Genomic DNA, 21,186 nt, shown 5'->3' on the forward strand with positions numbered 1-21,186 from the left:
AGAAAAATCTAAGAAAAAACCATTAAACCTTAAAATCAAAATCAACTTAAATTTGTTATTATAAAGCTTTTCATAGTTCTTAAGTTTTTTAAGCTCTTGATCTTAACTGTAAACTGTCAACTGTCAACTGTCAACTGTCAACTATAATTACAGTGCTTCATCAACAACCTTCATCGCACAATAAGAACCACACATCGTACAAGCATCTTCATCTTTTAAGATCTGATTATGATCTGTTCTTTCTTGTTTAGCCTTTTCAGGATCGATAGATAATTCAATCTGCTTCTCCCAATCAAGCTTCTTTCTTGCTTGAGCCATTTCCAAATCTCTTTGCTTAGCTTGAGGTATCCCTTTAGCTATATCGGCAGCATGAGCAGCTATCTTAGTCGCCACTACACCATCTTTAACATCTTCAACACCTGGTAGTCCAATATGCTCTGCTGGAGTTACATAGCATAAGAAGTCAGCCCCAGCACTAGCTGCAGCAGTGCCACCGATTGCTGCTGTGATATGATCATAACCTAGTGCAATATCAGTTACGATTGGCCCTAAGACATAAAAAGGTGCTCCCTTACATAACTCTTTTTGTAATTTAATATTGGTCTCGATCTGATCATATGGTACATGCCCTGGCCCTTCGACCATTACTTGAACATCTGCTTCTCTAGCTCGATCTACTAGCTCTCCTAAGACTAGTAATTCATGGATCTGGGCCCGATCTGTAGCATCTGCTAGTGAACCTGGACGTAACCCATCACCCAAACTCAATGTTACATCATAATCATAACAGATCTCTAACAAACGATCATAATACTCATATAACGGATTTTCTTGATTATTATGTAACATCCAACCGGTCATAAATGAGCCACCTCGACTGACTATATCTGTGACTCTTCCCTCATCTCTTAAATGACGAATCGTCTCTAACGTCAAGCCACAATGAACTGTGATAAAGTCGACCCCATCTTCAGCATGCTCTTCAACCACTGCAAAGATATCCTCAACTGTCATATCAACGATTGCTTGCTCTGCTTGTAATGTCTCTACAGTCGCTTGATAGATCGGTACCGTTCCTAGAGGAACTTCAGCTGCAGCTAAAATCTCCTGTCTTGTTTCAGTAATCTTCTCACCAGTTGATAAATCCATTACCGCATCTGCCCCTGCTTTAACGGCCACTTCTAACTTCTTTAACTCTTTTTCAATCTCAGGATAGTCCTCTGAGGTTCCAAAGTTAGCATTGACCTTTGTCGTCAAGCCTTCTCCAAAGCCATTAGGGTCTAAGTTGTCATGATTTTTATTAGCCGGAATTACAATCGTTCCCTCTGCTAACCCTGCCCTAATTACTTCTGGATCGACTCCTTCTTTTTCAGCTACCCTCTTCATTACTGGAGTAATCACTCCATTTTTTGCTTCTGTTACTTGTGTCATTTTTTTATTCACTCCCTCTTATAAACATCAGTGTACAGTTTACAGTTGACGGTTGACAGTTAAAAACCTTCTAAAACAATTGCTAATTGATTGTTTAAAATTGATAGTTAAAGTTCAAGTTCTTTAAGCTTTAATTAACTATCAATTATCAATTCTCAACTGTCAACTATACTTTAACTAAATGATTTACCGGATTATTCCCTGCTCCGACTGGACATCCTTCTCTTATTGCTGTTGTTATAAACTCTTTGCTCCGCTCAACAGCCTCTACAACCGAATAGCCTACGGCTAAATTACTAGCAATGGCAGCAGATAAAGTACAGCCTGTTCCATGTGTATCTGTAGTATCCACTCTAGCTGCCGTGAATTCAACAAATTCTTGACCATCATACAATAAATCTCTAGCCACTTCTTCCTTCTGATGCCCTCCTTTGACCAGTACATAATCAGAACCTAACTGATATAATCTTTCAGCTAGCTCTTCTAACTCCAATTCACTCTCTAACTCTTCTCCTAATAAGACTTTAGCTTCATTCAAATTAGGCGTAATTACTTTGGCTAATGGAATTAACTGGTCACGTAAAGTCTCTACAGCTTCTTCAACCAGTAAGAGATCTCCACTAGTAGCTACCATTACTGGATCGACTACCAAATTAGGTAAGTCATATTCCTTTAGCTTAGTGACTACTGCTGCAATAATCTCGGCATTGGCCAACATCCCTGTTTTTAATGCTTCAAAGTTTAAATCACTACAGACAGAATCCAACTGCTGTTTGACAAATTGAGCACTTACCTCTTCAACCCCCTGCACTCCTAAAGTATTTTGGGCAGTTACAGCCGTAATTACAGAAGCACCATAGACCTTAAAGCTAGTCATCGTCTTTAAATCAGCCTGAATTCCTGCTCCACCCCCTGAGTCAGAACCGGCAATCGTTAATACTTGCTTCATCTCAATCCTCCCTTCAACTAGTTACTAATCACTAGTCACCAATTACTAATTATAACCAAAAAAACACACCCAGATAGGATGTGCTTTAATTTATGTATTCTAAACTAAGCACCAATTCCCTACGCTGGTATTATCCAGATCAGGTTTAAGAGACTAGAGTCTTATCTCTTTCTCAGCCCACCTAGAGCGCCCCTATTGGTCTTTCCATTTTTTATTTTCTATTTAAATCATATCAGAATTTCTCTTCTTTTTCAACTAAAGTCTGAACTTTTAAGCAATTAAACATAAAAAAGTCTAATTATGTATTTTTTATCCTGTAAAAGTTAATTATTTTTAGTATTACACTTAAATTAATTACTAATAATAAATAATAGAAGTCAAAAAGGAGTTGACAAGATGTTTAAACATAATAAAGAATTACTACATGAAGTTAAAGTAGATCAACCAAACCCTAACTATGCTACAATGTTACAAGAACAGCTAGGAGGGGCCAACGGTGAATTAAAAGCTGGCCTCCAATATTTCAGCCAAAGCTTTAGAATCCAAGACCCAGAGATTAAAGATCTCTTCTTAGATATTGCTGCCGAAGAGTTTAGCCATGCTGAAATGGTAGCCACTACCATCAATCTCTTAAATGGACATGATGTTGCTAATACTGATGATACCGTAGGCCAGATTCAATCACAAGTATTAGGTGGACTATCTCCTATGCTAGCCAACGCTTCTGGTTCCCCTTTTACTGGCAACTTTATTAATGTTACTGGAGATATTGCAGCAGATATACTCTCTAATATCGCTGCTGAACAAAGGGCCAAAGTAGTTTATGAGTACCTTTATCGCCAAATTGATGACGAAGGAGTACGGGAAACGATCGATTTCTTATTAAACCGTGAGGAAGCACACAATGCTTTATTTAGAGAAGCCTTAAATAAGATTCAAAATGAAGAACGATCATCTAATCAGGACTTTGGAGTTACTGAGGATTCACGATTATACTTTGATCTATCTACTCCAGGTAGATACTTTGAAGATCCTAATCCTTCTGCGCCTTCTTTTGATGATCCACATCAAGATCAACCTATCCAGTAAACAAAAACCACTCCTGTTTCAGGAGTGGTTTTTTGAATTAATTTACTACATCATATTGATCCAAACTCAACGCTTCAAATTGCTCAATATCCTGCCCTAAAATCTGCAACAAAGCTCTGACAGTACTCAATGATGTTAGACATGGAATATTATAACCAACAGTCTTTTGACGCAACTTAAAGCCAAATCTATTGGGCAACTTACCTCTTGTTGGAGTATTGATTACTAAATCAAGTTCACCTTCTGTGATTAAATCAAATACATCTTTTCCTGTTTCATCTTCCTTAACTACTGCTTCTACCTCTAACCCTTCTTGTTGTAGATACTGAGCTGTATTAGGGGTTCCTACTAATTTAAAATCAAGCTCCAATAACCGCTCAGCAATCTCAACTGCCTGCTCTTTATCCCGATCAGTAATTGATAATAAGACCTTGCCTTGCTCTGGAATTTCAAAGCCAGCAGCTAACATTGTCTTATACAATGCTTTAGGGTAAGTTTTATCAGTACCCATTACCTCACCAGTCGATTTCATCTCTGGCCCTAAGAAGATATCTACATCAGGTAATTTCTCAAATGAGAAGACAGGTGCCTTAACAGTTACATAATCAGATTCAGGTATTACTCCCATCTGATATCCTAAATCAACTAATTGCTCCCCTAACATTACCTTAGTTGCTAAATTAACCATCGGTACCCCTGTCACCTTACTTAAGATCGGTACAGTTCTGCTGGCCCGAGGATTGACTTCTAAGACATAAGGCTTTCCGTCTTGATCAACTACATATTGAATGTTGACTAACCCTTTAATCCCCAATTCTTTGATGACCTTGATTGAATACTCCTCAATCTGTTGCTTAACTTCATCCTCTAAAGTCTGAGTCGGATAGACAGCCATACTATCTCCTGAGTGAATACCTGCTCGTTCTATATGCTCCATGATTCCAGGAATCACAACCGTTTCTCCATCGGCAATAGCATCAACTTCAACCTCTTTACCAGTGATATACTTATCAACCAAGATCGGATGTTTAGGTGAAACCTTGACTGCTAAATCCATATATTTTAATAACTCATCTTCCTTATAAACTACTTCCATCGCCTGACCACCTAAGACATAAGATGGGCGAACCAAGACTGGATAGCCTAACCTATTAGCAATCTCAACTGCTTCTTCTCTGGTAGTTGCTGTATCTCCAGCAGGAGAAGGAATCTCTAATCTATTTAACAACTGTAAGAACTTATCCCGATCTTCAGCTAAATCCATATTCTTGACACTGGTACCTAAAATTTCAACTCCCTGCTTAGCCAAATCATCTGCTAAATTGATCGATGTCTGACCACCAAACTGTAAAATAACCCCTGCTGGATTCTCATTATTGATAATATGATTGATATATTCTAAATCTATCGGCTCAAAATACAACTTATCTGCCGTATCAGAATCGGTGCTGACCGTCTCTGGATTATTATTAACAATAATCGACTCTACTCCAACCTCTTTTAGAGCCTCAACACAATGGACACTACAGTAATCAAACTCTATTCCCTGACCAATTCGGATTGGCCCTGAACCTATCACTAAGACCTTTTCTTCATCAGTTGGTTGGCTTTCATTCTCCTCTTCATAAGTAGAGTAATAATAAGGAGTCTGTGCTGGAAATTCAGCCGCACAAGTATCTACTGTCTTATAAACCGGGGCCAACTCCAACTCCTCTCGCTCTTTAATAACTTCTTCTTCACTACTTCCAATTAATTGAGCTAAATGCTCATCACTCATTCCCATCTTTTTAGCTGTAATTAACAACTCCGCAGTCAACTGACCTTGCTCTGCAATTTTTTCTTGTAACTTAACCAACTTAGCCAATTTATGAACAAAGAAGAGATCAATTCCTGTCAACTCAACGATCTCATCTACTGTGACTCCTCGCTCTAATGCCTCAATCAGTAAAAACAATCGCTCATCGGTTGGGTTTACTATCGCTTCTTTCAACTCAGCCGTTGATAAATGGCTGAAATCTGCTGAGATTAGATCAATATCTGCATCCAACGAATCAATCGCCTTTAGCAATGATTCCTCAAAATTACGACCAATAGCCATCACTTCTCCTGTTGCCTTCATCTGAGTCGTTAAATCCCGATCAGCAAAGGAAAATTTATCAAACGGCCAACGTGGAATCTTACTGACCACATAATCTAAGGTCGGCTCAAAGCAGGCTGTCGTCTTGCCGGTGACAGAATTTTTAATCTCATCAAGTTGAAGGCCGATTGCTATCTTAGCTGCTACCCGAGCAATTGGATATCCTGTCGCCTTAGAAGCTAAAGCACTAGAACGGCTGACTCGTGGATTAACCTCAATTACAGAGTACTCCATACTATTAGGATTTAGAGCAAATTGAATATTACAGCCTCCTTCAATTCCTAAAGCTCGAATAATCTTTAAGGAAGCAGAACGTAACATCTGATATTCTTTATCACGTAAGGTCTGGCTTGGAGCCACTACAATACTATCCCCAGTATGAATCCCCACTGGGTCAAAGTTCTCCATATTACAGACGATAATACAATTATTATTACTATCACGCAATACTTCATACTCAATCTCTTTCCAACCAGCAATACTCCGCTCTAGTAAGACCTGACTAACCGGACTATTTTTTAGACCTCTACCTACTATATCAAGCAACTCCTGCTTATTGTTAGCAATACCACCACCAGCTCCACCCATCGTAAAGGCTGGTCGAATGATTAATGGATAACCAATCTGATCAGCAAACTCAACTGCTTCCTCTATACTCTCAATTATCTCACTTTGAGCAATCGGCTCATCTATCTCTTCCATCAATCTCTTAAATTGATCTCTATCCTCTGCTTGATCAATCGTCTCTAATGATGTTCCTAACATCTTAATCTCTTTATCCTCTAAAAAGCCTGATCGGGCCAACTCCATCGCCAAGTTCAATCCTGTTTGACCTCCTAAAGTCGGCAAGATCCCATCTGGCTGCTCTTGCTCAATTACCTTCTTAACAAAGTTCAAAGTCAACGGTTCTATATAAACCCGATCCGCAATATCTTGATCGGTCATAATCGTCGCTGGATTACTATTGATCAAAACAACTTCAAGACCTTCCTCTGCTAAAGCTCGACAGGCCTGACTACCTGAATAATCAAACTCAGCAGCCTGCCCAATTACAATTGGCCCAGAGCCAATCACTAACACTTTCGATATATCATCATACTTTGGCATAATTAACCCCCCAAAAAATCAGTTTACAGTTTATAGTTGATAATTGATAGTTAACTTCAAAAGAGAATTAAAGATTTTAACTGTCAACTGTCAATTGTCAACTGTCAATTGCTTTTACCTACGCTGCTTTCTCAATCATCATCTTCAAAAACTTATTAAATAAGAACCCAGAGTCCTCTGGTCCTGGTGCTGCTTCAGGATGATACTGGATTGAAAAGATAGGTAACTGCTTGTGTTTAACTCCCTCTACTGTTCCATCATTTAAGTTGCGATGTGTTACCTCTACCTCCGCTGGTAAGCTATCTTCATCTAACGCATAGCCGTGATTTTGCGAAGTAATAAAGACCCGACCACTTGATAGATCTTTAACCGGCTGATTTCCACCATGATGGCCAAACTTCATTTTATAAGTCTCCCCGCCTAGAGCAAGCCCCAATACATGATGGCCTAAACAGATTCCACTCAATGGTAAGACACCAATCAACTCCTTAACCATCTCTACAACTTCAGGAATATCTTTAGGATCACCTGGCCCATTCGATAATAAGACTCCAGTAGGATTTAACTTTTTAATCTCTTCAGCACTAGTATTAGCAGGAACTACAGTTATCTGACAGCCTAACTGCACTAAAGAATCCAAAATACTACCCTTAACTCCTAAATCGACTACAACTAAATTATGTTGAGCAGAATCTGAACCTAGAGTATAAATTTCATCTGTAGTAACCTGCTCAACTACATCACTTGGAAACTGACTTGCTTTAGCCTTCTCAATTAAGACCTGGGGATTACTCTCTTCAGTAGATATAATCCCTTGCATCATTCCTTCTTGGCGAATATGCTTAGTTAACGCCCTAGTATCTATTCCTTTAATCCCGATAATGTTATGCTGAGATAAATACTGACTACTTTTCCCTTCCGCCTTCCAATTACTTGGCATATCACAATCTTCTTTAACTATAAAGCCAGAAACTTGAACCTCAACTGATTCTATATCATCATCATTAACACCATAATTTCCGATCAATGGATAAGTCATTGTCACTAGTTGGCCCTTATAAGAAGGATCGGTTAAAACTTCTTGATAACCGGTCATACTAGTATTAAAGACAACTTCACCAGTTACTTCACCTGTTGCTCCAAAGGATTGGCCCTCAAAGTAACGTCCATCCTCTAAAGCTAAAATAGCTTTTTTCATCAATACTCAACTCCCTTACAAGTAGTAATTTATCTTATCTTATTCACCTTCCACTCTTCTTGTTAAGTAATTATACATTAAAATGAATTTTTATGCAAGGGGTGATGTATAATTTCTCTTCTCTAATTATATTTCCTCTTAATTATGATATATTGATATTTAGTGGCAAAATGCCACTAAATATCAGTGTACAGTTTACAATGTATAGTGTACAGTTAAAGAACTTAAGACCTTAAGATCAAAACCACTCTAAATCTTTAGATATAAGGTTTTTCAGAGATTTTTGCCCTTTATGATTTTGATCTTAACTGTAAACTCAATATTGTGGCACAAAAGTGCCACAATATTATAAAAACACCGCCCATAACGGGCGGTGTTTAAATTTATTCAATAACTGGCTTCAATTTAATATTATTACCCGGTTGATAATCACTCAATAAATAATCATTGGGATTTGAACTAATAATTCTAACAACTTCCCCTGACTCCATTGAGTTCATTTTTACTTCCAACGTAATTCCATCTATCTCAACTTCTAATAATTGATCTTCTGTTATCTCCTCTTCAGCTAAAAACTCAGGGGCTATCACTGAATAGTTCATTGATTATCCTCCTCTAAAGCTTCAATTACACCTTGACGAGGCTTTACTCCCATCTGTTGCTGTTGTTGATTATTGTTTTGCATCTGTTGTTGGTTATTCTGCTGACCCTGTTGATTATTCTGTTGATCTTCAGGCATTAAGGAACGTAGCTTGTTGATTGCTTGTGATAATCCTCCGACTTCATTAATGATTCCTTCATTAACGGCATCATCACCAATTAATACTGTTCCTACATCTCTGACTAATTCTCCAGTCTCAAACATTAACTCCTTAAACCTTTCCTCTGTAATAGCAGAATTTTGGGAAACAAATTTAATAATTCTCTCTTGCATCTTATCTAAATAATCATAAGTCTGTGGCACCCCAATTACCTTCCCTGTCAATCGGATTGGATGAACGATCATTGTTGCTGTTTTAGCTATAAAGGAATAATCGGTTGAGGCCGCAATTGGTACTCCAATACTATGACCACCTCCTAAGACTAAAGAGACTGTTGGCTTCGATAGACTAGCAAGCATTTCTGAAATAGCTAGTCCTGCTTCTATATCTCCTCCAACTGTATTTAAATTAACTATTACTCCCTTGATCTTAGGATTTTGCTCAATTGCAGTCAACTGAGGAATTAAATGTTCATACTTAGTAGTCTTATTTTTAGGAGATAAGACACGATGTCCTTCAATCTGACCTACAATTGTCAATGAGTGTATATCAGTATTGGGTTGTTGTGGAATATTTGTCTGACCTAATTGTTTTAATGTTTGTAACTGTTGTTGCATTTTCTGTTGTTGCTGCTTTTGATCTTGGCCCTGCTCTTGACCCTGATCTTGAGTAGGCTGGTTAGGCTGAGTAGTTGCTGGATTAGGAGAAACATCTTGATCTTTTATTTCTTGATCCATTCTTTATCTCACTCCTTTTTTATCTTACTACTTAGTATAATAAACTACTTATTTAATATTCATTTTAAAACAAAAAAATTGCCTCCAGCAACTTAGCTTAAGTCTCAGATTAAGTTTAAGTAAAACCAATAAACATAGCTAATAAAAAATTCTATGAAATCTAAAAAACAATAATTTCCCTAATAACAAAAAAACACCGCAGAAATAACTTCTGCGATGTTTGTAAATGGTTCAGATTCCAAAAATATTATACTGTTTAAACTTCCATAATAATCGGTAAGATCATTGGCTTTCTTCTGATCTTATTATATAAATAATTATTTAAGGCATCTCTAATTTCAGATTTTAAAACAGACCACTCAGTAACATTATTCTCTTCACACTTGCTGAGTGCTTTTTCTACTTTTTTCGTAGCATCTTCAATTAATTGTTCAGATTCTCTAATATAAACAAAACCACGCGAAATAATATCAGGGCCAGATAAGACTTTACCTTGACTATTAATAGTAACAACAACCATCAAGATACCATTTTCAGATAAAACCCTTCTATCACGCAGAACAATATTACCTACATCTCCAACTCCTAAACCATCAATCAATACTCGTCCCGCTTTAACACTACCTTCAATTTGACCTTCTTCAGGTGTCAATCTAATCTTATCCCCCAAATCAGGTATAAAGATATTTTCCTTAGGAACACCTACAGTTTCAGCTAATTTAGCATGCAAATGTAAGTGTCTGTATTCTCCATGTACCGGGAAAAAGTACTTAGGTTTAGTTAAATTCAGCATTAACTTAAGTTCTTCTTGGCTTGCATGTCCAGAAACATGAACACCAGAGACAGCTTCATAAACTACATTTGCTCCTTGCTTAAATAATTGATTGATTGTCCGACCAACTGCCTTAACATTTCCAGGAATAGCAGTAGCAGAAACAATAACTGTATCTCCATCATCGATACTGATTTGACGATGGTCACCTCTAGCTATCCGCGTCAATGCAGCTCGTGGTTCACCTTGACTTCCTGTTGTCAATAATACTACCTTATGATCAGGTAATTTCTTTACCTCATGTAGATCAATCAACATACCTTCAGGAATATCTAAATAACCCAAATCTTTAGCAATTTGAACATTATTTAACATACTCCGACCACTTAAAGCAACCTTACGATCATACTTCATAGCTGCATCAAAAACCTGCTGAATTCGATTAATATTAGAAGCAAAGCTAGCTACAATAACTTTTCTCTCTGCTTCTTCATAAATTTCATCTATCGTCTTTTTAACCTCTCTTTCTGACATTGTAAAACCTTCACGTTCCACATTAGTACTATCAGAAAATAAAGCTAACACTCCTTCATCTCCTAGCTCTGCTAATTTATGCAGATCAGCCATCTTCCCATCAATTGGTGTCTGATCAAATTTGAAATCACTAGCATAAACAAGTGGCCCAGCTGGAGTATGAACTGCTAATGCACAAGCATCCTGAATACTATGGTTAACTCGAATAAATTCAACCTTAAAAGAACCAACTTGAGCTGAATGCCCTGGATAAACATGCTTCAAATAAGAGTTAGACAATAGATTATGAGATTCTAGTTTACCTCTTAATAACCCTAGAGTTAATTTCGTTCCATAGACGGGAACATTAATCTTCTTCAACAAGTAAGGAATTCCTCCTATATGATCCTCATGCCCATGAGTTAAAACAACCCCTTGAATCTTATCCCGATTCTCAAATAAATAAGACATATCTGGAATAACTAAATCTATTCCATATAGATCATCTTCAGGAAATTTCACCCCGGAGTCTATAATTAGTATCTCATCATTTACTTCAACCGCCATCATATTTTTTCCAATTTCCCCTATTCCTCCTAGAGGAACAACTGTAACTGACCCTATTTTATTGTTTGACATCTAATTAACACACACCTCCAAATTAATAAATTATTTCTTTTTTTGACATTTAAAAATTTATACGTAATCTTTATTAATAACTATCTTATTTAAAATCTAACCGAAACTCCACAGTATAATACTCTAGTTCATATTATAAAACATTTTCTACTTAAATACAAGTAAGATTGCCCTAATTCATCAAATTTAAAAATTATTCCATCTAATCAAAGGATAAATTAAGGAAGGTCACCACGAAAGGTGACCTTCCTTAATTTATCATATCTATAAATCTAAATCAAATTATATTCTGCTAGAACATCTTTTAATTCAGCCTCTTGTTGATCATTTAAACCATTTAATGGTGCTCTGAATCCACCTACTTGCTGACCTATTAAATTCAATCCAGTCTTTACAGGAATAGGATTAGTTGTAATAAACATAGTCTTAAACAACTTATTAAGCTCTTTATTTTTTTCAATAGCCTTTTCTACCTTACCAGCTTTAAAAGATGTAATCATCTCTTTAATCTGATCACCTACTAAATGAGATGATACACTGACTACACCAGTTCCACCAATCGATAACAATGGTAAAATCAAACTATCTTCCCCACTATAAATTTTAAAATCATCATCAGTCATTCTGTGAACCATAATTGCTTGATCTACATCACCGCTTGCTTCTTTAAGTGCAACAATATTATCAATTTTAGATAATTTAGCTACTGTTTCAGGTTCAACATTTCTTCCTGTTCTTCCTGGTACATTATAAAGCATTACAGGTAGATCAGTTACATCAGCAATCGATTTAAAATGATTATAGAGCCCATCTTGAGGAGGTTTGTTATAGTATGGCGTTACTAACATAACACCATCAACACCTATCTCCTCTGCTTTCTTAGTTAATTCAATACCAGCTTGTGTTGAATAAGAACCTGTTCCTGCTATTATAGTAGCTTGCTCACCTACAGCCTCATTAATAACTTCCAATAACTTTACCTTTTCTTCTACTGTCAATGTAGGTACTTCTCCTGTCGTTCCTAATACAACTAAACCATCAGACCCATTATTAAGTAAATATTCTGCTAGTTCTACAGCTCGGTCATAATCAACCTCTAAATCATCATCAAAAGGGGTTACCATTGCTGTTAATACTTCACCAAATTCCATATTTACAAACACCTCCGCTTTTTAGTCACCTAAGTTAAAATAATCATGTAAGGCACACAGGCTTTTTTCTTCATCTTTCTTCTTAATTAAACAAGAAATTGTAGTATGTGAGTCTGTCGTTTGATAAATCGATACATCTGCATCAGTTAAGGCCTCAACGATTCGAGCCATTACTCCAGGTACACCTACCATTCCAGCTCCTACAATCGAAACTTTAACAAAATCCTGTAATAATTCATATTGATATCCTTCTTCATCTAACAATTCAGAAGCTAATTCTACAGCCTCAGTATTAATCATAAACGTAATTAAATCAGGTCTAACATTAATAAAATCTACACTTATTCCTTCATCAGCTAGTATCCTAAAACACCCTAAAGCAGTAGCATCTTCTTGTTCCGCTCTGGGAAAAATCTTAAGCAGATCTAAGTTAGTTCTACTAGTAATTCCTGTAACTATTTTATCACCTTTAATCTCTATCTCATCTTGCTCGAAAGCATTAGAAATTACAGTTCCCTGTGCATCACTAAATGTAGAACGAATAATTACTGGAACCCGCTCCCTTTTAGATATTTCAGCTGCCCGAGGATGAATAACCCTTGCCCCTTGATAAGCTAATTCACAGGCTTCATTATAGGTAACATGCTTTAAAGTTTTAGCATTAGGAACTATTCTAGGATCTGCTGTCATCACCCCTTCAACATCCGTATAAATCTCTACCATTTCAGCATGTAAAGCAGCTCCTAAAGCACAAGCAGTTGTATCAGAACCTCCTCGACCTAAGGTTGTAATCTCTCCACTCTCTGAAATCCCTTGAAATCCAGCTATAATTGGAATCTTTCCTTTATCTAAGACATCTAATATCTTACGAGCCTTAACCTCTTTAATCCGGGTATTACCAAAGTTATCATCAGTTATAATCCCAGCTTGAGCTCCAGTCAATGGTTCAGCTTCATAACCTCTTGCTTTTAAAGCCTGAGTAATAACTACACTTGAAATCACTTCACCACAAGACATTAATAAGTCTTTGGCCCGGGGATCTATAGTATCATATACTTCTTGTGCAAAGTTAATTAACGTATCTGTAGCATATGGGGCTCCTTCTCTACCGATTGCCGATACAACGACAACAGGCTTATACCCTTGGTTAATACAGTTGATTACTTTATCAATCACCTGTTCTCGTCGTTTAGGCGTAGCAACCGACGAACCACCAAACTTTTGAATTACTATCTTATACATTCAATCACCTCACTTTACACTCAAATTAACTTCTCAGCAATTTGAATCGTATTTAAAGCAGCCCCCTTCCTTAAATTATTAGCCACTACCCATAAATTCAAACCATGCTCAACAGTATCATCTTTTCTGATTCTTCCGACCAATACATCATCAGTTTTCTCTGTATCCAACTGTACAGGATAAGCCAATTCAGCTGGATTATCGACGACCTTTACTCCAGAAAAATCATCTAATAATTGCTTAGTTTCTTCTACAGTCAATTGATCATCAGTTTCTAAGTTAATAGCTTCAGCATGACCAATCAAAACTGGTATTCTCACAGCAGTTGCTGTTATTTTTATCGCTTCATCATCCATAATCTTCTTAGTTTCATTGACCATTTTTAGCTCTTCTTTAGTATAACCATCATCAAAGAAGACATCAATATGTGGTAAGGCATTAAAAGCAATCTGTTTAGGATAGACCTCTGATTTTACTTCATCACCAGCTGAAATTGCTCTTGTCTGTTCTTTTAATTCATCCATTGCATCTTTACCAGTTCCTGATACAGCCTGATAAGTAGAAACGACTATTCTTTTAATTCCAACTTGATCATAAATAGGTTTTAAAGCTGCTACCATCTGAATTGTAGAACAATTTGGATTAGCTATAATTCCATTATGTTTAGCTATATCATCTGGGTTAACTTCAGGTACTACTAATGGTACCTCATCATCCATTCTAAAAGCACTACTATTATCTATTACGACAGTACCTCTTTTTACTGCTTCAGGGGCCAACTTCTTACTAGCACTTCCTCCCGCACTAAACAAGGCAATATCAACATCCTCAAAAGAATCAGGAGTTGTCACCTCAACAACATACTCTTCCCCTTTACAAGTCATTACCGTACCAGCAGAACGTTCTGTCGCCAACAACTTCAAATCAGTGAATGGAAAATCCCTCTCCTCCAAAATACTTACCATCTCACGACCTACTGCTCCTGTTGCACCTACTACCGCTACATTTAACTTTTCCATATTTAATTCCTCCTTGATAAGATTAATTTATAATCAACAATTTATAATTAATAGTTAAAAGCATTTTAATTATAAATTGTTAACTGCTAATTGTCAATTGATTAGATTCCTTTATATTCAATAATCACAGGTTGTAACTGTTTACCTTCTAACGCATATTGAGTCGTTTCAACAACCAAGTCCATTCTAGCAACCAAAGAATTTGGTTTCTCAGTCGGATTATCCTGCCCTAAAGGAACAAGATACAAATTAGGTATATTTAAAGCTTTACCTATATTGGCAGCATTATTGCCTAAAGCATCATTGGTCGCTACAGCTAATACTGTTGCTCGACTATTACGCAAATGGGCCTTTACTGCCATAACTACAGTTGTATCAGTAATTCCATTGACTATTTTAGCTATAGTATTTCCTGTACAGGGAGCAACAATCAATATATCCAATAACTCCCTAGGGCCAATCGGCTCAACTTCCGAAATTGATGTCCAAGGCTTGTTCCCTGTAATCTTAGTCACTTCTTCTCTCCACTTTTGGGGTGTTCCAAATCTAGTCTTATATGTTTGAACTGCTTCTGATAAGATAGGCTGAACTTCCGCACCTAAATCGACCAACCTCTTCATTTCAGGTAAGACTTGCTCTAAAGTACAATGCGAACCAGTTAAAGCAAAACCAATCTTCTTCCCAGCAACATCCACAGACAAGCACCTCCCTATAAGCTGTGAATTATAAACTTTGAGCCATAAGTTATGTGATCCATTTTATCTATATATAATTAGTAGCTCATTGCTCTTTTAGTATAATTCGAGGGATAATCTCACTTAAAATCTTTCCAGCACTTGTAGGGGCAACTTTACCAGGCAATCCTAATGCTAATTCAGCCTTGATTCCTAGTTCTTGAGCTGCTTCAAAATCAGTTCCTCCAGGTGCAGAAGCTAAATCAATAATGATAGCCTCTGGATTTACCTGTTCTAAAATTTCTCGATCTAAGACCATAACTGGAACTGTATTAAAGATAAAGTCTGCTTCAGCTATCTGGTCAGCTAAATCTACAAAATCAACCGGAGTTAATCCTAGCTCAACTGCTCGTGCTAAATCTTTAGGCTTTCTTGCCACACCATAAGTCTTACTACCTAAATCATGTAACATTCTAGCTAGTGTTAGACCAACTCTACCTAATCCTAGTACAAAAGAATTATTATTATGCAATGTAATTGGCATCTCCCTGATAGCAATTTCAATCGCTCCTTCTGCTGTCGGAATTGCATTTAAGATAGCCACTTCATCAAGGTCAGCCAACTCTACTAATTGAAGTTGATACTTCTGGCACCATTCTTTAATCTTAGGTTTAGCAAACCCTATAAAAAAGATGGTATTAGGCTCTAAACTAGCAAAAAAGTCCTCTGTTAAATAAATATCCAGATTGTTAAAGGTCTTTTTTATCTTATACTCAGTATCAGTTCCAGTCATCGGAGCTATTACTGCTTTTAAATCAGTAGTTTCTAATTCTTCTAATGAATTAACTATATCTATATTTTGCTCATTTAATTGACTAGGTCTTCCCACTACTTCTAAAGCAGCTCCCTGGTTTAATAAGTTAGATATCAATTCTAACTCTCGAGCATCTCCCCCCAAAACAGCAACCTCTAGTCCTGTTAAATCATACATCTAATTATCCCCCCTTTCTAGTTTGACTTAATCACTATCAATATCATTCTATGTATAACTAAAAGAGATAGTGCTTGTCTAAAATTAATTAATTCTAATTAAATTCAATTAAATTTTCTAACCCATAAATAACTCCATCAATCTCATCTAATTTTCTAATTGCTAATTCAACCCCTGGCATGAAGGATTCACGATTGATCGAATCATGTCTAATCTTTAATGTCTGACCTAACCCTCCCAAAATAACCTCTTGATGAGCAACTAGTCCAGGTAATCGTAAACTATGGATATTAATTCCATCTTGTTCTCCACCCCGAGCTCCTGGTAACTTTTCGATCTCTTCTACTTGCTCTTTTTGCTCCTCTGCTAAATTCTCTTTAATCAACTCTGCAGTCTTAATTGCAGTCCCTGATGGAGCATCTATCTTTTGATCATGATGTAACTCTATAATTTCCACATCATTCATAAATTTAGCCGCTTGCTTACTAAATTGCATCATTAAGATAGCTCCAATAGCAAAATTAGGAGCAATAATCACTTTAGTATCTATTCCTTGATTCCACTCTTCAATCTTAGTTAAATCTGCTTCAGTAATTCCTGTAGCTCCTACTACTATATCAACCTCTTTTTCGATAGCTTCTTTAATATCTCCCATTACAACTTGGGGATTAGTAAAGTCAACTATCACGTCAGGCTCACTATCACATATTACCTCTGCTAAATCTTCTTTTATCTCAACTGTTGGCCCGTCTAACCCTAGAAGTTGATTGATATCTTCTCCAACATCAGTTATATCAACTGCTCCTACTAATTCAAAATCATCGACTCTAGCAATCATTCTTACTACTTCTTGGCCCATCTTTCCGTTGGCCCCTGCTACTACTATTTTTTTAGTCATTATTTCACTCCCTTTCATAATTCATGAAATTTAATTGATATTAAGTTTAAGGCTAAGTCTAAGTTTAAGTAAAACCTAAGCCCTTATGCTTTTAACGGTTGGCTTAGACTTAAACTCAACCTTAGACTTAAGCTATTTTGTAATTAAGTTTAACTTTTAATTTAGATAACTATTCTGTTCATAAAAAGAAAGCGATTGGTAGCACTACCAACCGCTTTTTGTTCAACTCCTGATTAGATAGCACTCCACTAGATCAACTAGTGACAGACCTGAATTTATTAAATACAGACCCAACCTAGCTGGAAGGCCACTCGCAGCTAGATTTCGGCAATAATCCCTTTCTTTATAAATCTTACAGCCAATTCCTTATAAATACTGATGATTATTGCACCTCAATCTTTATATATGCATTTATTATATTGTCTAATATTTAGACTAATTTGTCAAGCTATCTAAGTTAAAAATTTAACTTAATGTTGCTCGACATCATATGCTCCATTCTCTCTTAATATATTAGCAACTTCACTCACTCGATTTTCATCTGTCTCCTCTGCTGCTACTAAGATTCTACCCTGTTCTACCTCTTGAGCATATCTTTCTCCTGTATCTTCATCAACCCCATAATCAACTAAAGCACCAGCAATTCCTCCGGCAGCTACACCACTTAATCCAGCAGCTAATGGACCAGCAGCTAAGATTGGTCCTACTCCAGGAACAGCTAATAATCCAGCTCCAGCTAGGATTCCTCCTATTCCTCCTAATGCACCTCCTGTTACAGTACCATCAGTTAAATCTTGTTCTTCTCCTCTCATTTCTCCGCCAGCTTCCATATCTTGTCCTTCATTACGCTTAGCTACTAAAGAGATTCTCTCTTCACTAATACCATTTTCTTTCATACGACCAATTGCTTGTTGAGCAGATTCCTCTGAATCAAATACTCCTAAAACTGTTGGCATTATATCTAGCTCCCTTCAAATTAGATTATTAATTTACTTCAATTTTATTTTATCCAAGTTAAAAATTTATATTCTAAATTGCTATTTATGAGGAATAAGCTTTATAATTTTTCGATTTTAGATTAACAATCACAACTTCTGAACCTATCTTTACTATTGCCTCCCAAGGAATTATTAAGTACTGTTCTTGTCCAAAAACACTAAAAAGGCTCTCTCGATTAGGGATTACAATCGACTCCAACTTCCCTGTTTGTTCATCGAAAACAAGTTCCGATTGGTTGATCATGCCTAACCTTACTCCATCATGCATATTAATTACCTCTTTACCTTCTAATTCACTCAAGTTCATAATTTTATACTAAGCCTCCCCTCAATAAAACAGTTAATAGTTAATAATAAATAGTGAAAATCTATAATTGATATAAAGTGGCACTTTGCCACTTTATATCAGTTGACAGTGAACAGTTGACAGTTAAAACCATTTAAAACTTAAACCCAAAACCAATCTAAACCTATAATTCTAAAGCTTTTCATAGGTTTTAAGCTCTTAATATTTTGATCTTAACTGTAAACTGTACCTACGGGTCTTTATCAAGACCCTTCGTGAAACCCATAAAAACCATATCCACCGTAAACTGTCAACTCAATAATGTGGCACCAAAGTGCCACATTATTGTAATTAAGCTCTATTTTCTAATCACTAATTACTAATTACCAGTTACTAGTTACTAGTTACCAGTTACCAGTTACCAGTCACGTTAATGTCGCAAGGATGCCACCTGATTCATCTGGTGGAGGAATTGCAACGGTTTATCTTTTTATATAGAATAAAACATTATACATATTAACATAATAATAGGTTATATTATAATTAAGAGGTGATAAGATTGCATTTAACTTTGCACCACTTGAAATTATACAAACCTACTAAAACTAAATTAAACAAAATTGAATTGCTATCTAAGAATTGGAATAAAGCAATTCGTTCAGCACTTAAAATTGTTAAACATTGGGGATTTACTGCTTATACTAAATCCCATAAACAGACATATAGAGTTTTAAGAAATAATTATAAGCTTCCTAGTCAAGTAGCCAATGAGGCGAATCGTAAGGCTGTTGAAGTTTATAAAGTTAATAAAAACTCTAATTTTAATCGAATAGTACCTGTTAGATTGGTACACAAAAAATCCTTTGAAATTATCAATGATGAAGGCAAATGTTTTGCTAAGATATTAACCCCTAATAAAGATAAAATTTATTGTCCTTTATCTTTTGGAGAATATCAATTAAACTACCTTGAAGATGATAATTACAAGATTAAAACTGCACAACTATATAAATCTAATAATGAATGGTATTTAGATTTAACTTTAGAATATGAACAACCTAAAAGAGATACTGATACAACTCTAGGTATTGATTTAGGTATTATCAACCTTGCTACATTTAGCATTTTAGATGAAGCTCAAACTGTTTTGCATACAGAACATATATCAGGCGAACAATTAAGATTTAAAAGAATGAGGTATAAGCAAAAACGTAAAGCTAAAGCTAGATCCTCTGGAAGTTTAAAAACTTCTTTAATTAAGGAAAATCAAATCTGTAAACAACTTAATTGGAAGATTGCCAATAGGATAGTTGATCTAGCTGATAAATATAACTCTAAAATAGTATTTGAAGATTTAAAGAATATCAGAAAAAATATTACAAATGATAACTCTTTAAATAACTATGAAAAGAACAACTGGGCTTTCTACCAACTAAAACAATTTATCAAACATAAAGCTAATTTAAAAGGACTTCCAGTTGAAGAAATCAACCCCAAAAATACCTCTCAAATCTGTTCTGTATGTGATCAAAAAGGATTTAGATCTGACTATAAACAAGACTTCTTTAAATGTGCTAATGGACATATTCTAAATGCTGATAGTAACGCAAGTATAAATATTGCTAAAAAAGCTATTTAAAAGATAGCATACAGAGTAATCTGTAGCCCCTCTAGTTTTAACTAAAGGGATAGGGTAACATTTGTCAACTATCCTTCAACTTTCTTAATCCTGAATTACCAACTTGTAGGTTTAAGAAGGTGTAAATCTTGTTAGTAGACTATACTGAGTATAGTTTTGAATTTAACAAGCTCCCTACTTCAGTGGGGAGAAGTTGACTAATCTACTATTTATATTCTATTCACCATTACTAACATAATATGAATTAAATTTCCAACATAATAAAAAAACAAATGACCTATAAGCATACTCTATATCCTAGAATATACCCATAGGCCAACACTAAATTATATTTTTTACTCAACCTTAACCTCAAACTCAGACTTAAATTCCTGTATGCCCATATCCTCCACTACCACGTTTTGAATCATCCAACTGTTCTACTTCTTCCCATTCTACCTCTTCATATTGCTGTACAATCAACTGAGCAATTCTATCTCCTTTAACAACTTCAAAATCTTCTGTCCCGTGATTGATCAACACCACACCTATCTCCCCCCGATAGCCAGGGTCAATAACTCCATCAGCATTTAAAACAGTAACACCATGCTTTAAAGCAAGCCCACTACGAGGATTGACAAAACCTGCATATCCTCTTGGTAAGCTAATAGCAATCCCTGTTTTAAATAATCGATACTCTCCTGGTTCTAAGACTCCTGTTTCCCTAGAATAAAGATCCAACCCTGCATCTTCTCCTAGATGTTGATAATTAGGTAATGGGAGTGACTTATCTAATCGTTTAATCTTAATCTTCATCTAATTGCTCCTTTCCTTAAAAAATTGATTACCGTCATTCCATCTTTCTAGATTATTAATTTCCTTCCTGCAATTAAATTCAAAATAAATAATATTGATATTAAACTTAGCTTTTAAAATTAAAAAATTACAATTTAAACCTTAAAATCAAAACCATTTT

18 protein-coding genes and 2 riboswitches are annotated in these 21,186 nt (G+C 35.8%); of the genes, 2 read left to right on the plus strand and 16 right to left on the minus strand.

The window, feature by feature from the left end; all coding sequences use genetic code 11:
• Positions 1-147: 147 nt before the first annotated feature.
• The gene (gene thiC / locus MWH28_RS03605) at positions 148-1,431 is read right to left on the minus strand and encodes a phosphomethylpyrimidine synthase ThiC (RefSeq protein ID WP_248617920.1); all 1,284 of its coding nucleotides are present in this window, start codon (positions 1,429-1,431) and stop codon (positions 148-150) included.
• A 166-nt stretch (positions 1,432-1,597) separates the two neighbouring features.
• Positions 1,598-2,380 carry a bifunctional hydroxymethylpyrimidine kinase/phosphomethylpyrimidine kinase gene (gene thiD, locus MWH28_RS03610; protein ID WP_248617921.1) on the minus strand — a complete coding sequence of 261 codons (783 nt, stop codon included), beginning with the start codon at positions 2,378-2,380 and terminating at the stop codon, positions 1,598-1,600.
• 99 nt (positions 2,381-2,479) lie between these two features.
• Positions 2,480-2,584: riboswitch (TPP riboswitch) on the minus strand.
• A gap of 192 nt (positions 2,585-2,776) precedes the next feature.
• Between thiD and MWH28_RS03615 the strand changes: the two genes are divergently transcribed.
• The gene (locus MWH28_RS03615; protein WP_248617922.1) at positions 2,777-3,469 is read left to right on the plus strand and encodes a manganese catalase family protein; all 693 of its coding nucleotides are present in this window, start codon (positions 2,777-2,779) and stop codon (positions 3,467-3,469) included.
• 37 nt (positions 3,470-3,506) lie between these two features.
• Here the strand turns inward: MWH28_RS03615 and carB are convergent, their stop codons facing one another.
• From carB to MWH28_RS03680, 13 genes are all read right to left on the minus strand, one after another.
• Positions 3,507-6,713 carry a carbamoyl-phosphate synthase large subunit gene (gene carB / locus MWH28_RS03620; RefSeq protein ID WP_248617923.1) on the minus strand — a complete coding sequence of 1,069 codons (3,207 nt, stop codon included), beginning with the start codon at positions 6,711-6,713 and terminating at the stop codon, positions 3,507-3,509.
• 118 nt (positions 6,714-6,831) lie between these two features.
• On the minus strand, positions 6,832-7,911 hold the full coding sequence (carA, locus tag MWH28_RS03625) for a glutamine-hydrolyzing carbamoyl-phosphate synthase small subunit (protein ID WP_248617924.1): 1,080 nt from the start codon (positions 7,909-7,911) through the stop codon (positions 6,832-6,834).
• A gap of 383 nt (positions 7,912-8,294) precedes the next feature.
• Positions 8,295-8,513, minus strand: coding sequence for a YlzJ-like family protein (locus MWH28_RS03630; protein ID WP_248617925.1), 219 nt, complete (start codon positions 8,511-8,513; stop codon positions 8,295-8,297).
• Entirely contained in the window at positions 8,510-9,289 is a 780-nt protein-coding gene (locus MWH28_RS03635; protein WP_345894746.1) for a ClpP family protease, read from the minus strand. Before MWH28_RS03635 ends, MWH28_RS03630 begins: the two co-directional genes overlap by 4 nt.
• A gap of 376 nt (positions 9,290-9,665) precedes the next feature.
• Positions 9,666-11,333, minus strand: a complete 1,668-nt coding sequence (locus MWH28_RS03640) for a ribonuclease J (RefSeq protein ID WP_248617926.1) — start codon at positions 11,331-11,333, stop codon at positions 9,666-9,668.
• Between the two features lie 272 nt (positions 11,334-11,605).
• Entirely contained in the window at positions 11,606-12,484 is an 879-nt protein-coding gene (dapA, locus tag MWH28_RS03645; RefSeq protein ID WP_248617927.1) for a 4-hydroxy-tetrahydrodipicolinate synthase, read from the minus strand.
• A gap of 21 nt (positions 12,485-12,505) precedes the next feature.
• Complete coding sequence (gene dapG, locus MWH28_RS03650; RefSeq protein WP_248617928.1) at positions 12,506-13,726, minus strand: aspartate kinase; 1,221 nt, start codon at positions 13,724-13,726, stop codon at positions 12,506-12,508.
• A 20-nt stretch (positions 13,727-13,746) separates the two neighbouring features.
• Complete coding sequence (locus MWH28_RS03655) at positions 13,747-14,745, minus strand: aspartate-semialdehyde dehydrogenase (protein WP_248617929.1); 999 nt, start codon at positions 14,743-14,745, stop codon at positions 13,747-13,749.
• Between the two features lie 101 nt (positions 14,746-14,846).
• Complete coding sequence (locus MWH28_RS03660) at positions 14,847-15,440, minus strand: dipicolinate synthase subunit B (protein ID WP_248617930.1); 594 nt, start codon at positions 15,438-15,440, stop codon at positions 14,847-14,849.
• 85 nt (positions 15,441-15,525) lie between these two features.
• On the minus strand, positions 15,526-16,410 hold the full coding sequence (dpsA, locus tag MWH28_RS03665; protein WP_248617931.1) for a dipicolinate synthase subunit DpsA: 885 nt from the start codon (positions 16,408-16,410) through the stop codon (positions 15,526-15,528).
• 94 nt (positions 16,411-16,504) lie between these two features.
• Positions 16,505-17,308 carry a 4-hydroxy-tetrahydrodipicolinate reductase gene (gene dapB, locus MWH28_RS03670; protein ID WP_248617932.1) on the minus strand — a complete coding sequence of 268 codons (804 nt, stop codon included), beginning with the start codon at positions 17,306-17,308 and terminating at the stop codon, positions 16,505-16,507.
• A 230-nt stretch (positions 17,309-17,538) separates the two neighbouring features.
• Positions 17,539-17,712: riboswitch (Lysine riboswitch) on the minus strand.
• Between the two features lie 66 nt (positions 17,713-17,778).
• Positions 17,779-18,264, minus strand: a complete 486-nt coding sequence (locus tag MWH28_RS03675; RefSeq protein WP_248617933.1) for a general stress protein — start codon at positions 18,262-18,264, stop codon at positions 17,779-17,781.
• An 85-nt stretch (positions 18,265-18,349) separates the two neighbouring features.
• Positions 18,350-18,613 (minus strand): YlmC/YmxH family sporulation protein, encoded by a 264-nt coding sequence (locus tag MWH28_RS03680; protein WP_248617934.1) that lies wholly within the window; start codon positions 18,611-18,613, stop codon positions 18,350-18,352.
• A 538-nt stretch (positions 18,614-19,151) separates the two neighbouring features.
• Here MWH28_RS03680 and MWH28_RS03685 point away from each other — a divergent pair.
• Positions 19,152-20,231: an RNA-guided endonuclease InsQ/TnpB family protein gene (locus MWH28_RS03685; RefSeq protein WP_248617935.1), complete on the plus strand. Its 1,080-nt coding sequence runs from the start codon at positions 19,152-19,154 to the stop codon at positions 20,229-20,231.
• A gap of 363 nt (positions 20,232-20,594) precedes the next feature.
• On the opposite strand, the gene dut is transcribed toward MWH28_RS03685, so the two are convergent.
• Positions 20,595-21,026 carry a dUTP diphosphatase gene (gene dut / locus MWH28_RS03690; RefSeq protein ID WP_248617936.1) on the minus strand — a complete coding sequence of 144 codons (432 nt, stop codon included), beginning with the start codon at positions 21,024-21,026 and terminating at the stop codon, positions 20,595-20,597.
• Between the last annotated feature and the right edge of the window lie 160 nt (positions 21,027-21,186).

It is taken from the genome of Natroniella sulfidigena (assembly GCF_023223645.1).
In the GTDB taxonomy this organism is placed as follows: Bacteria; Bacillota; Halanaerobiia; order Halobacteroidales; family Halobacteroidaceae; genus Natroniella; species Natroniella sulfidigena.

Bases quoted from the DNA above. Each gene is read 5' to 3' on its own strand.
- thiC (WP_248617920.1), bottom strand. From the start codon at position 1,431: ATGACACAAGTAACAGAAGCAAAAAATGGAGTGATTACTCCAGTAATG.
- thiD (WP_248617921.1), bottom strand. From the start codon at position 2,380: ATGAAGCAAGTATTAACGATTGCCGGTTCTGACTCAGGGGGTGGAGCA.
- MWH28_RS03615 (WP_248617922.1), top strand. From the start codon at position 2,777: ATGTTTAAACATAATAAAGAATTACTACATGAAGTTAAAGTAGATCAA.
- carB (WP_248617923.1), bottom strand. From the start codon at position 6,713: ATGCCAAAGTATGATGATATATCGAAAGTGTTAGTGATTGGCTCTGGG.
- carA (WP_248617924.1), bottom strand. From the start codon at position 7,911: ATGAAAAAAGCTATTTTAGCTTTAGAGGATGGACGTTACTTTGAGGGC.
- MWH28_RS03630 (WP_248617925.1), bottom strand. From the start codon at position 8,513: ATGAACTATTCAGTGATAGCCCCTGAGTTTTTAGCTGAAGAGGAGATA.
- MWH28_RS03635 (WP_345894746.1), bottom strand. From the start codon at position 9,289: ATGCAACAACAGTTACAAACATTAAAACAATTAGGTCAGACAAATATT.
- MWH28_RS03640 (WP_248617926.1), bottom strand. From the start codon at position 11,333: ATGTCAAACAATAAAATAGGGTCAGTTACAGTTGTTCCTCTAGGAGGA.
- dapA (WP_248617927.1), bottom strand. From the start codon at position 12,484: ATGGAATTTGGTGAAGTATTAACAGCAATGGTAACCCCTTTTGATGAT.
- dapG (WP_248617928.1), bottom strand. From the start codon at position 13,726: ATGTATAAGATAGTAATTCAAAAGTTTGGTGGTTCGTCGGTTGCTACG.
- MWH28_RS03655 (WP_248617929.1), bottom strand. From the start codon at position 14,745: ATGGAAAAGTTAAATGTAGCGGTAGTAGGTGCAACAGGAGCAGTAGGT.
- dpsA (WP_248617931.1), bottom strand. From the start codon at position 16,410: ATGTATGATTTAACAGGACTAGAGGTTGCTGTTTTGGGGGGAGATGCT.
- dapB (WP_248617932.1), bottom strand. From the start codon at position 17,308: ATGACTAAAAAAATAGTAGTAGCAGGGGCCAACGGAAAGATGGGCCAA.
- MWH28_RS03675 (WP_248617933.1), bottom strand. From the start codon at position 18,264: ATGCCAACAGTTTTAGGAGTATTTGATTCAGAGGAATCTGCTCAACAA.
- MWH28_RS03680 (WP_248617934.1), bottom strand. From the start codon at position 18,613: ATGAACTTGAGTGAATTAGAAGGTAAAGAGGTAATTAATATGCATGAT.
- dut (WP_248617936.1), bottom strand. From the start codon at position 21,026: ATGAAGATTAAGATTAAACGATTAGATAAGTCACTCCCATTACCTAAT.